Annotated in this window: 11 protein-coding genes; 4 read left to right on the top strand and 7 right to left on the bottom strand. The window is 64.3% G+C overall.

Annotation, left to right across the window (positions count from 1 at the left end; genetic code table 11):
• Nucleotides 1-892: 892 nt before the first annotated feature.
• Nucleotides 893-3,061: a molybdopterin-containing oxidoreductase family protein gene (locus tag C7C56_RS18430; RefSeq protein WP_106758891.1), complete on the bottom strand. Its 2,169-nt coding sequence runs from the start codon at nt 3,059-3,061 to the stop codon at nt 893-895.
• 183 nt (nt 3,062-3,244) lie between these two features.
• On the opposite strand from C7C56_RS18430, the gene C7C56_RS18425 reads away from it, so the two are divergent.
• A complete protein-coding gene (locus C7C56_RS18425) occupies nt 3,245-4,438 on the top strand; it encodes a M20 aminoacylase family protein (protein WP_106758829.1) in 1,194 nt (397 codons plus the stop codon).
• A gap of 52 nt (nt 4,439-4,490) precedes the next feature.
• Here the strand turns inward: C7C56_RS18425 and C7C56_RS18420 are convergent, their stop codons facing one another.
• Nucleotides 4,491-5,390, bottom strand: a complete 900-nt coding sequence (locus tag C7C56_RS18420) for an NAD(P)-dependent oxidoreductase (RefSeq protein WP_267874719.1) — start codon at nt 5,388-5,390, stop codon at nt 4,491-4,493.
• A gap of 85 nt (nt 5,391-5,475) precedes the next feature.
• Here C7C56_RS18420 and C7C56_RS18415 point away from each other — a divergent pair, with 85 nt between their 5' ends.
• Both C7C56_RS18415 and C7C56_RS18410 read left to right on the top strand, forming a co-directional pair.
• A complete protein-coding gene (locus tag C7C56_RS18415; RefSeq protein WP_229458857.1) occupies nt 5,476-6,042 on the top strand; it encodes an acyloxyacyl hydrolase in 567 nt (188 codons plus the stop codon).
• A gap of 157 nt (nt 6,043-6,199) precedes the next feature.
• Nucleotides 6,200-7,450, top strand: coding sequence for a M20/M25/M40 family metallo-hydrolase (locus C7C56_RS18410; RefSeq protein ID WP_106758828.1), 1,251 nt, complete (start codon nt 6,200-6,202; stop codon nt 7,448-7,450).
• 6 nt (nt 7,451-7,456) lie between these two features.
• On the opposite strand, the gene C7C56_RS18405 is transcribed toward C7C56_RS18410, so the two are convergent.
• The 4 genes from C7C56_RS18405 to C7C56_RS18390 form a co-directional block, all read right to left on the bottom strand.
• Nucleotides 7,457-8,212 (bottom strand): LytR/AlgR family response regulator transcription factor, encoded by a 756-nt coding sequence (locus C7C56_RS18405; RefSeq protein WP_229458856.1) that lies wholly within the window; start codon nt 8,210-8,212, stop codon nt 7,457-7,459.
• Nucleotides 8,199-9,290, bottom strand: coding sequence for a hypothetical protein (locus tag C7C56_RS18400; protein ID WP_106758826.1), 1,092 nt, complete (start codon nt 9,288-9,290; stop codon nt 8,199-8,201). Before C7C56_RS18400 ends, C7C56_RS18405 begins: the two co-directional genes overlap by 14 nt.
• Nucleotides 9,280-10,434, bottom strand: a complete 1,155-nt coding sequence (locus C7C56_RS18395) for a sensor histidine kinase (RefSeq protein ID WP_181373238.1) — start codon at nt 10,432-10,434, stop codon at nt 9,280-9,282. Before C7C56_RS18395 ends, C7C56_RS18400 begins: the two co-directional genes overlap by 11 nt.
• 230 nt (nt 10,435-10,664) lie before the next feature.
• Nucleotides 10,665-11,012, bottom strand: coding sequence for a hypothetical protein (locus C7C56_RS18390; RefSeq protein ID WP_146204544.1), 348 nt, complete (start codon nt 11,010-11,012; stop codon nt 10,665-10,667).
• Here C7C56_RS18390 and C7C56_RS18385 point away from each other — a divergent pair.
• Nucleotides 11,002-11,373: a hypothetical protein gene (locus C7C56_RS18385; protein WP_106758823.1), complete on the top strand. Its 372-nt coding sequence runs from the start codon at nt 11,002-11,004 to the stop codon at nt 11,371-11,373. The genes C7C56_RS18390 and C7C56_RS18385 overlap by 11 nt on opposite strands.
• 50 nt (nt 11,374-11,423) lie before the next feature.
• Here C7C56_RS18385 and C7C56_RS28980 read toward each other — a convergent pair.
• On the bottom strand, nt 11,424-12,210 hold a 787-nt coding region (locus tag C7C56_RS28980), incomplete at its 5' end, for a pepsin/retropepsin-like aspartic protease family protein (protein ID WP_181373237.1).

Genomic DNA, 12,210 nt, shown 5'->3' with positions numbered 1-12,210 from the left:
CGGCGATGTGCATCGGCCCTATGGGTCCCCGCCTGCGCGGGGATGACGTAAGTGGTTGTTCGCGCTTCTGCGCTTCTGCGCTTCTGCGCTTTTACGGTTTGCGCCTCTTCGGTTTGCGCCTCTTGCGTCAAGTATGCCTTTGAAGCAGACCTTAAAACCGTCTTCCCCGCGCGGGCGGGGACCCATAGCCGCCTTGATCCGTGTTTGCCTAACTTCTTGCCCGTGGCCGAGAAGGGTGATGCCTCGGCGATGTGCATCGGCCCTATGGGTCCCCGCCTGCGCGGGGATGACGTAAGTGGTTGTTCGCGCTTCTGCGCTTCTGCGCTTCTGCGCTTTTACGGTTTGCGCCTCTTCGGTTTGCGCCTCTTGCGTCAAGTATGCCTTTGAAGCAGACCTTAAAACCGTCTTCCCCGCGCGGGCGGGGACCCATAGCCGCCTTGATCCGTGTTTGCCTAACTTCTTGCCCGTGGCCGAGAAGGGTGATGCCTCGGCGATGTGCATCGGCCCTATGGGTCCCCGCCTGCGCGGGGATGACGTAAGTGGTTGTTCGCGCTTCTGCGCTTCTGCGCTTTTACGGTTTGCGCCTCTTCGGTTTGCGCCTCTTCGGTTTGCGCCTCTTGCGTCAAGTATGCCTTTGAAGCAGACCTTAAAACCGTCTTCCCCGCGCAGGCGGGGACCCATAGCCGCCTTGATCCGTGTTGGCCAAACTTCTTGCCCGTGGCCGAGAAAGGTGATGCCTCGGCGATGTGCATCGGCCCTATGGGTCCCCGCCTGCGCGGGGATGACGTAAGTGGTTGTTCGCGCTTCCGCACCGAGAAGGGTGATGCCTCGGCGAGCTGCATCGGTCCTATGGGTCCCCGCCTGCGCGGGGATGACGTAGGTGTTTCGCGTTCTATGCCGCCGCTTTTTCGACCTGCACCAGCGTGTCGTAAAAAGTCGGCGCGCGGCCCATGTCGGTCAGGCGCTGGCTGGTCACTTCGTTGGCGTTCTTGCCGTCGCTGGCGAGTTTTTTCCACCACACCGACAAGCCCACCACCAAGCCCGCGCGCGCCTTCGGCGTCACGCGCGCGCGCGCCACGAACGAGCCGCGGTCGTTGAATATGCGCACCATCTCACCGTTGGCGATGCCGCGCGCGGCGCTGTCGTCGGGATGGATGTCGAGGTGCGGCTCACCCTCGCCCGCGCGCAGGCTTTGCACGTTGACGAAGGTCGAATTGAGGAAATTGCGCGCCGGCGGCGAGATCATCGCCAGCGGATACCTGGCCGCCAACGCCGGATTGGACGCCACCGATTCGTGCGGCGCGATATACGCCGGCACCGGATCGAGGCCGTCGGCCAGCATGCTGGCCGAATAAAACTCGCATTTGCCCGACGGCGTCGGAAAGCCGCCCTCGGCGAACGGCGCGTCCTGCATGTTGAGCTTTTGCCAGCCGCGCCGCTTGAGCGAATCCCAGTCGAAGTGCACCGCCCGCACATGCTTGTTGTCGAAGGCCTGTGCCGCCAACTGCTCGTCGCTCTCCTTGAAGCACGGGTCGTCGTAGCCCATGCGTGCGGCCAGCAGGCGGAAGATCTCGGCGTTCGACTTGGCCTCGCCCAGCGGCGCGATGGCCGCGTTGTTGGCCATCATGTACAGGTGGCCGTAGGCGCTGTGGGCGTCCACGTGTTCGAGCTGGGTGGTGGCCGGCAGCACGATGTCGGCGTAGTCGGCGGTGTCGGTCTGGAAGTGCTCGAGCACGACGGTGAACAAATCCTCGCGCTCGAAGCCGCGCTTGACCACGCCCGACTCCGGCGCCACCGCCACCGGGTTGCTGTTGTAGATCACCAGCGCCTCGATTTTGGGACCGAAGCCGGGCGAGCTATCGCGCAGCAGGTCGTCGCCGATGGTGCTCATATTGATGGTGCGCGGCGCGCCCTTGATCAGATCGGGCCGCTGCAGGCCGGCGCGGTTGACCGGGAAGCCGCCCGAGGCCGACAGCTGGATGCCGCCGGCGGCGTGGCGCCACGCGCCCACCAGCGCCGGCAGGCAGCTGATGTTGCGCACAGCCATGCCGCCGCCGTGCACGCGCTGCACGCCGTAGTTGACGCGGATCGCGACCGGCTCGCCGCGGCGCGCCGTGGCGCCGTACTCGCGCGCCAGCCCCACCACCTCGTCGACGCTGATGCCGCAGGTCTCGGCGGTGCGCTCGGGCGTCCATTCGGCCGCGCGCTCGGCAAGCTGCGCGAAGCCGAGCGTGTGCTCGGCGATGTAGGCGGCGTCGGTCAGGTTCTCGTTGACCAGCACGTGCATCAGGCCCAGCGCCAGCGCGGCGTCGGTGCCCGGCAGCAGCGCGATGTGCTGGTGGCACTTCTCGGCCGTGAGCGAGCGGTACGGGTCGATCGCGATCAGCCTCGCGCCGTGCCGCTTGGCCTCCTGCGCGCGCATCCAGAAATGCAGGTTCGAGGCGATCGGGTTGCCGCCCCAGATGATGATCAGCTTGGCGTTCTGGAACTGCTCGAGGTCGGTGCCGATGGTCGCGCCGATGGTGTATTTATAACCCGTGAAGCCGGCCGTGGCGCAGATCGTGCGGTCGAGCAGCGAGGCGCCCATGTGGTGAAAGAAGCGCATCGACATCGAGTCGCCCTGCACCAGCCCCATGGTGCCGGCATAGCTGTACGGCAGCACCGCCTGCGGCGTGCGCGCGGCGATCGCGCCCAGCCGCGTGGCGATCTCGTCCAATGCCTGGTCCCAGCTGATGCGCTCGAACCTGCCCTCGCCCTTTTTGCCGACCCGGCGCAGCGGGTGCAGCAGGCGCTCGGGGTGGTAGGTGCGCTCGGTGTAGCGCGCGACCTTGGTGCACAGCACGCCGGCCGTGGTCGGATGCTCCGGGTCACCCTTGACCTCGGTGGCCACGCCATCCTGCACGGTGATCAGCAGGGCGCAGGTGTCGGGGCAGTCATGCGGGCAGGTGGCCCGCACCTGGGTCGGCGTCGCTTGGCTCGGCGTCGCTTGACTGGTCGTCGCTTGACTGGTCGTCGCTTGACTGGTCGTCGCTTGACTGGTCGTCACTAGGGTGGTCGTCATCGGATGGTCCAAACGGCTGAATTCAAACCGCTACTTTATACGATTCCAGCGAAGAACATTCGATGCACGCGGGATTTACGGCCGCGGCGCCGCAATGGGCGTGTGGCACTGGATCGAGTGTGGTGACAAAGGCTACAATAGTTCCATTAAGGGCCGGCCCGGCCGGCATCCAGGAGAAATCGTATGAACCTCGTTGAACCCATCATCGCCTTCCGCTCCGAACTCGAGCAGATCCGGCGCGACCTGCACGCGCATCCCGAGTTGTGCTACGAGGAGGTGCGCACCGCCGACGTGGTCGCGGCGCGCCTGACCGAATGGGGCATTCCGATCGTGCGCGGGCTCGGCCTCACCGGCGTGGTCGGCATCATCAAGAACGGCAGCTCGGAGCGCGCGATCGGCCTGCGCGCTGACATGGACGCGCTGCCGATGCAGGAGGTCAACACCTTCGCGCACGCCTCCGTGCACCCCGGCAAGATGCACGCCTGCGGCCACGACGGCCACACCGCGATGCTGCTCGGCGCGGCGCACCACCTGGCCACCAACCGCCAGTTCGACGGCACCGTGTATGTGATCTTCCAGCCGGCCGAAGAGGGCGGCGGCGGCGCGCGCCGCATGATCGCGGACGGCCTGTTCGAGCAATTCCCGATGGACGCCGTGTACGGCATGCACAACTGGCCGGGCATGGCGGTCGGCACCTTCGGCGTGCGGCCGGGCCCGATGATGGCGTCGAGCAACGAGTTCCACGTCGTGGTCAAGGGCAAGGGCGCGCACGCGGCCCAGCCGCACAAGGGCATCGACCCGGTCATGGTCGCGGTGCAAATGGCGCAGAGCTGGCAGACCATCATCTCGCGCGAGACCAGTCCGCTCGAGTCGGCCGTGCTGTCGGTCACGCAGATCCATTCGGGCAGCGCGACCAATGTGATCCCCGACGAGGCCACCCTGATCGGCACCGTGCGCACCTTCTCGCTCGAGGTGCTCGACATGATCGAACGCCGCATGGGCGAGATCGCGCGCCACACGGCCGCCGGCTTCAACGCCGAGGTCGAGTTCACCTTCAATCGCAATTACCCGCCGCTGATCAACCATGCGACCGAAACCGCGTTCGCGATCGAGGCGATGAAGGCCGTGGCCGGCGTCGACATGGTCGAAACCAACACCGAGCCGACCATGGGCGCCGAGGATTTCGCGTACATGCTGCAAGCCAAGCCCGGTTGCTATGTGTTCATCGGGAATGGCGAAGGCGGCCACCGTTCGGGCGGGCACGGCCTCGGCCCCTGCAACCTGCACAACGGCAGCTACGACTTCAACGACACCTTGCTGCCGATCGGGGCCAGCTACTGGGTCCAATTGGCCCAGATGAGCATGCCGCTGCGGTGAAGTCTGCGTCGAGCGCTTTTCGCGGCCGACCATCCCACGTCCGGCCGGCCCCTCAGGGTAGCCGGTCGGGGCCGTCGCCGAGGCGGCGGCCCGGGTTCATCCGTTCGAGCGCGAGCAGCGCGGCCGACTGGTCGGCGCGCGGATGGCTGTGTTCGATCGAACGGTAGTTGTCGGTCACCACATTTGCCACCGGCAGCACCAATCCGGCCGCGGCGGCCGCGATGAGAGCGTTTTGCAAATCCTTGAGCTGGCTCTTGACCTGGCCGCCGGGCATGAAATCACGCTTGAGCATGCGCTGTCCATGCACTTCCAAAATCCTGCTTTCGGCAAATCCGCCCCGTATCGCCGCGCGCACGGCGGCCGGGTCGGCGCCGGCCGCCTGCGCCAGCAGCAGGGCTTCGGCGACGATGGCCAGCGTGCCGCCGACGATCAATTGGTTGCACAGCTTGGCGACCTGGCCGCTGCCGGCGGGCCCGACCAGGGTGGGCCGTCCCAACACCCGCAACACGGCTTCGGCCTGCGTGAAATCGGCGGCGCTGGCGCCGGCCATGATCGCCAGCGTGCCCGCTTCGGCCCCGGCCACGCCGCCCGAGACGGGCGCGTCGATGAAGCGCAGGCCGTGCCCGCGCAGGGTGGCGTCGAAGGCGAGCGCCTCGCCCTGCCCGGTCGAACTCATATCGATCCACAGCGCACCCGGCGCCAGCGCTGGCAAGGCGGCGCCGACCACCTGTTCCACGGCCGCGCCGGCCTCGAGCATAGAGATGACGATCGCGGCGCCGCCGACCGCCTCGGCCAGGCTGGCGTGGACGGTCGCGCCGGCCTGGCCGAGGCGGTCGGCCTTGCCCGGCGAGCGGTTCCAGGCGCGCAGCGGGTAGCCCGATTGCAGCAGCCGGGTCGCCATAGGGCGGCCCATTAGACCGATGCCAAGGAAGGCGATGGTTGGCAGTGTCAAGATAGCTCCTTTATGTGGTCGTGGCGCGCGGCGGGTCGCGGTTGCAGAGACCGCCGCAACTTGCTTATTGAGGTCGAGGGCGATTATGTCCGTTTCAAAATTTCTTTGCAGGGTGCTTTGCAGTTTTTTGGGCGCCGGCGGCCTCGGGCTGCTGCCCGCGCTGGCCATGGCCGCGCCGCAGCTCGACCATATTTCGCTCGAGGCCGGCACCAATTCCAAGATCCGCATGCTGCGGGTGGCGGTGCAGGCGCACTGGCACGACCCCGTCGCCACGTTCGAGCGCATGCGGCTCACCGGCCACTGGGATACCTCGCTCGCCTATTGGCGCGCCACGCAATACCGCGACACGCCCGGCCAGAAGCAAAACATCACGGGGATCGGCATTTCACCGGTGCTGCGGCTGCGGGGCAAAGGCGGCACCGGCTGGTACGCCGAGGCTGGCATCGGCATCTATCTGCTGTCGCGCCATTACGACAACGACGGCAACAAGCTGTCGACGCGCCTCCAGTTCGGCGAGCAGATCGGGTTCGGCTATGTGTTCAGCAACAAATGGGAGGCCGGCCTCAAAATCCAGCATTTCTCGAACGGCAGCCTGAAACGCCCGAACAATGGCGTCAACTTCCTCCTCGTCAAGGTCAGCCGCCCGCTCTGATCCGGCTCTGCCCGATGCTTGATTTGCATCAAGCTTTGCGCGCGCGCGAACCTCGCGCTCGCCGTTGCGCCGCCGCTATATAGAGGACGCGCCTTGGCAGGTGGCGGTTTTCGCCCACTCCCGCCAGGCATCCCTCAACTTTCGAAGGAGCCGCCGCATGCACATACGTTCAATCTTTCTGGCGATGCTCCTGGCGGCCGGGCCCGCGGCGGCCCAAAACAGTTGGATCACAGCGAGCGACACCGCCTTGCGCTACCTCAAAAGCGTGGCGCCCGGCATGGTCACTGTGCGCGCGAGCGCCATGGTCCGCAGCGGCGATGCGGGCATCGTCCAGGCCACCGAGCAGGTGCACCTGCTGGAGGTGCGCGCCACCGATGTCGCCCTGCTCTCGATGGCCCTGCACCACGGGCTCGGGCATTGCGGCGGCTTCGCCCACCATGCCAGCGAGGCCGACGGCCTGCGCACGCTCGCGCGCGCCGACGCGGTGCCGCTCGCCGCGCTCGGGCGTCCCGCCTATCTCATCGCCAACCAGGCGGTGGTGGCGCCGATGCTGGCGCAGATGCACGAGGACCGGCTCGCCCAGACCATCGTCACCCTGTCCGCGTTCGTCAATCGTTACTACAGCAGCGCGCATGGCGCCGCCGCCTCGGATTGGCTCAAAAAAACCTGGGCCGAGCTGGGCGCCGGGCGCGACGATATCTCGGTCGAACAATTCGCGCACGACGGCTACAAGCAGCAATCGGTGATCGCGACCATCCGGGGCAGCGAGCGCGGCGACGAAGTGTTGGTGCTTGGCGCCCATCTCGACTCGATCAACATCGGCGGCAACCGCGAGACCAGCCTGGCGCCCGGCGCCGACGACGATGCCTCGGGCGTGGCCGGCCTGACCGAAGTGCTCAGGGTGATGGTCGCCAGCGGCTACCGGCCGCGCCGCACCATCAAGCTGATGGGTTATGCGGCCGAAGAGGTCGGCCTGCGTGGTTCGCAAGACATCGCGCGCGATTTCAAAAAGCGGGGCGTCAATGTGCTTGGCGTGCTGCAGCTCGACATGATCAACTATAAAGGCTCGACGGCCGACATCACCATCTTCACCGACTACACCGACAGCTTGCAAAACGCCTTCCTCGGGCGCCTGATCCAGGCCTACCTGCCCGCGCTGACGGTGTCCACCGACAAGTGCGGCTACGCCTGCTCCGACCATGCCTCATGGAATGCGCAAGGCTATGCGGCCTCGATGCCCTTCGAATCGTCGATGCGGCAGGACAACCCGCATATCCACACGATCAGGGATACCTTCGCCAGCAGCGGCAACCAGGCCGCTCACGCGCTCAAATTCACCAGGCTCGCCGCCGCTTTCGCGGTCGAACTGGGCAGCGAGGTGGTGGCGCCGCAGCCGCCGGCCAAGTAAATCGGCTCACATCTGGCGGAAGCGCCGCACGAACGATTCCGCGACCGGCAGTTGTTCGCGCCGGTTCTTGAGCTTGACGATCAATTGCCCGCCCATGTTCGGCTCGATGCTCGCAATCTCGAGCGCGTTGACGACCGTGGACCGGTGGGTCTGCCAAAACTGTTCCGGATCGAGTTCGGTCATCAGTTCCTTTAAGGTTTTCTTGATCAGCACCTCGGAATCGGCCAGCACCACGCGCGTGTATTTCTGGTCGGACTGGAAATACACGACTTCATCGATCGTGAGCAGCCGGATCGAATTGCCGACCGAGGCGGTAATCCAGCGCATGAAGGGCACCTTTGCCTGCTGCGGGCGGAGTTGTTCGATCAGATGCGACAAATCCGCCGGCGCATTGTTGATGCGTTGCCGCAGGCGCTTCACGGTCAGCGCCATGCGCTCGGGATTGATCGGTTTGAGGATGTAATCGACCGCGCCGTTTTCAAACGCCTCGATCGCATGGGCATCGTACGCGGTCACAAACACGATGTGGCATTGGTCGCGGATGGCGCGGGCCACGTCGAGGCCGTTCGGGTCCGGTATTTGAATATCCAGAAAGACGATCTGCGGGCGATGCTGGGCGATCTGGCGCAGGGCGTCGACGCCGTCGCCGGCGACGCCCACGATGGCGAGCGCCGGCCACAGCGTTTGCAGCATCTCGCGCAACTCGTCGCGCAAGGCCGGTTCGTCCTCGACGATGAGGGCGGTGGTTTCAGCGGAAGACATCGTGGACCACATACGTGCTCGCTCCTGGTTCATCAATCAGTTGTATCGGTGCCGGGGCCGATGGCATCAGCGTTTCGAGCGACAGCGCCAGGGCCGCCAGGCGCTCCGGCGATATCGCGCCGTTCGGAATGCGCAGTCGCAAATCGATGCGCCCGGGCAGGCACGCGATCGTCAATTGCAGGACCGCCGCGCCCGTATGGATGCCCTCGTCCACGAGCGCGCGCACCATTGGGAAAAGTTGGCCGCCGTTGCGCGCACCGGCACCGGTATTGTGCGGATCCTGGTGCGTGACATCGAACGCGAGGGAAATACCGTGTTCAACTTCGCGCAGTGCGACGAAGCCCTTGATCAGCGTGGCCTCGGCCGCCAATGTTGGCCGCTCCACCCGGACCCGGTTCATCGCAAGGCGCAGGTAGCTGATCAGGTGGTCGAGCAGCGTCGCCGCCGATGGCGCATCGTCCCGATAGCGGGCATGCACAACCGTCAGCACCTTGGCCACCATGGCCGGATCGATCTGCGCGCGCGCGGTGCCAAGGCGCGCTTTCGCGAGCTGGCGCGCGAGCAATGCGCGCCGTCCCAGCAGCAATCCCAGCCTCTGCTGGGCATCGGCATGTTGCAAGGACAGGAGAAACAGCCATCCGACCAGGCCGCCCCACAAGAGCGCCTGCAACCAGATCTCGACAAAATCGTGCAAGGGGACATCCGCAATGGACTGAAAGTTGCTGCTGAAGATGTGGATCATGACAAACCAGCTGATGATGCTCGCGCTGGCCGTGCCAAGCGACAGCAGTAGGAGGAACTTCCAGGGCCGGCGGATCAAGTCGGCGCCATTTTCGGTACACATGCGCAAGGCGGAGGTGACGACCAGGCCGCCCACCAGCGCGGCAAGCATATCGGACGGCTTGTTTCGCAAGTATGCGTCAAGTCCGCGCCGTTCGATGTACATGATCCAATCCGGCACTTCCGTCAGCAGCGCCACCGCGCTTCCGATGAGGGCGAAACCGAAGGTCTGCGTTGGACGGGTGCGCAAGCGCACAAGCGCCCTCCTCAGCGCACGGACGAAGGACTTATCGCGCATGCGCCGCCTCCAGTTCGATGGCGATGGCGGCGCGCACGCCGACCCGGCCCGGCTCGACGATGAGCTGGGCCGCGTTGCCGAACTTGCCGCGCAGCCGAGCCCGCACGGTGGCCAGGCCAAGACCGCTACCGGACGTCTGGCGCAAGCCGACGCCATCGTCGCTGACCTCGATCAACAAGCGCGTGTCGCCCGCGCTAACCTTGACCAGCACCGCGCCATCGCCGGCCTTGGGCGCCAGGCCATGTCGCACGGCATTTTCGACGAGGGTGGCGATACTCAGCGCTGGCAGCTGGAACGCCCCGGCTGCCGGCGGCGCGTCGATCGTGTAACGCAGGCGGCCGCCAAAACGCTGTTCGAGAATGTCGAGATAAAGGGTGATCAGTTCGAGTTCGTCGCGCACGGTCCAGTCCATGCGCTTAAGGGCGGGCAATGCCCTTTCGAGGTAGTCGATCAGGGTGGCAAGCGAGGCGTCGGCCGCGTTCGGATCGACCCGGTAGGCGCGCTTGACGTGGGCCAGCGTGTTGAACAAGAAATGGGGCTCGATTTGCGCCTCGAGCATGGCCAGTTCGCTGCGGTCGCAGTCGGCGGCGAGCGCGTCGGTTTCGATCTGGAGCCGCCACGCCTGTTGCGCCTGCGTACTGGTGAAGTCGCGCAGGAGCAACCAGCCGTACACAATCAAGGCGACCATACCGCCCCGATACGAAACCTCAATAAGGCCGAGTGGTTTGACCGAACGCCCCATCACCGCCGGAAATAGCAGCCCATAGATGGCGAACGTCAGCACAACCATGCCAACGAGGATCAGCAGCAAGCCGACGACCATCCGCGGCGTCAGCTTGGATGGAAAGCTGCGCGCCAGCACGGGGTTGAGGAAGCGGACACAGGCCCACACAAAGAGCGCCGTGGATAAAGAATAGAAGATGAATATCTGGTAGACCGGCGCAAATGGATTGTAACCACCGCCGAATAGCAGCTGCATCATGCTGCTCTGCAAAATCAGCAGGATGGTCCCCGCCAGCGCCCAGCCGAGTCCATAAAATCGGGCGCGCGCGGGGACCGCGGCGTTGTCGACTTGCTGGGAGGGATGTTCGATCATCGGGGTAATTATCAAATAGCTATCCGAGAGTATAGCGGCCGCGGGCACTCGTGGGTGTCCCGCGCCGGCTGGAGACGCCCACAGTAAGGTATTAAGTGCGACCCGGGGGGCCAGAGCGATGGAGGCCCGCATCACAGGCACAGAGCAGAGGAATTCGCCGATGAAGGCGACAAAAAATACCCGACATCGCGGCCGGGTTTTCCGTTGAAAGGCTGCTAGGAGCCTGTCGGACTTAGGATCGTCGGCTTTGCAAAAATGGACTTCGCCAGGACAAATTCTTACTTGGGCAGCCGGTCCAGATCCATTTGCGCGGCCGAGGACTCGAATGCGCGATCCTTGCATGCTGTGATCGCCGCTTCGAGCGCCGGTCGGGCGAGCGCGACTTTGCCCGCGATGAGGTGCGATTGCCCGATATGGAATTGCGCCGTGCAGGCGGCTTCCTGCTTCGACCACGTCCCTTTCAGCGGGCGCTTGCGCAATTCGTCCTCATCGATTCTCCCGAGAATGAAGTCGATGACGTTCACATCCCAAGCCTCGGTATTTTTGAACTTGGCCGCCTTGAGCTCTTCGAGCGCCTGGCCGGCTTTGCCCGAACGTGCCGTCGCCAGATACACCATGGTGCTCAAAAAGGGGGGGGTTCCGTTGGACCTGCGCCTGCTTGAAATCGATGGCGCCACCGGCGAAGTCGCCACTTGCGAATTTTTTCAGACCCAACTTGATCTGCGCTCTTCGACTCCCCTGCGCGGCCGCCTTCTGGTACCACCCCATTTGCGTGGCGTCGTCGCGTTCAGCCGCCGGCTTGGTTCGTTCGGCATCCCCCATCGCCAACTGCGCATCGGGATTTCCGGCGGCTACTTCCGCGCGAAACCATGCCTCGCCGACGCCCGCGTCCTTCGGGAAGGGTTCCCCGCCGGTATAGGTCAGGTAGATCTGTTTTTGGGCGGTCGAGATCAGTATTCGGTGTGCGCGCATGAAATCGGCGCCTAAAATTAACTGTTTCACCAAACCTGTTTTCATCGTATGGATTTTTACATCCTTTATTTTTCGTCCCCAATTTCCAACTGCTCGATTTTGGCAAGCCACGGCTTCATGGGCTGGCCAGCGGCCATTGTTTTAGGGGCGTCGGGCACCAGGCCGATTTTTTTGGCGAAATCGCTGTCAATAACCGACTGGGCGGTGGACGGCGAAAACATGGCATCCGCTTCATGCCCGTTTATTCTCACCTTGAAAAGCGGGCGGATGTCGTCCTCCGCATGGACCGTGTAGGGAATGATCACCGCATCCGCGTCCCAGTACGCAAGATGTTTCGCACCGCAGTCAAGCGGGTTCCAGAATTTGATGTATTTCTGCGCGAGCGATATTTCCAGATCCATCTTCAGGAGGAAATCAGCGCCAATCCTGAATCCAAAGTCCGCGTCCTCATACGCGAACGCGTTGAACCACCCGTTGCCGTTGGATGCTCCCGCTTTTAAGGAGTCCAGATTGACTTTATACGCCATCCGCCCGCCGCCATACCCCGCGAACTTGTTTGTATAGGTAATGCCCATCGCCTCCAGGGCCGCAATCTCCACGTTCGTATCGTAGGCGCTGAGGTCGATCAAGGCCTTGGTGGGATTGCCATTGATGCTGCCGTCGACGGTTGGCGCGAAGTAAGCGCCCGCGAACGTGATAGGCAGCGTTTCCAACTCCAAAAGCTCACATTTTTTTCCGGCCCTGCCGCATGCGCTGGCGTTGACAGGATCACTGGCAGGAGCAATGTGACAGCCATAAGTTGACGACATGCCTTCAAGCGATTCCCTGGTGCGTATTTCGGCGAACGTGACC

Origin of the sequence: Massilia glaciei (assembly GCF_003011895.2) — a bacterium.
Taxonomy (GTDB): domain Bacteria; phylum Pseudomonadota; class Gammaproteobacteria; order Burkholderiales; family Burkholderiaceae_D; genus Telluria_A; species Telluria_A glaciei.
This window is presented reverse-complemented; position numbering and strand designations above follow the sequence as displayed.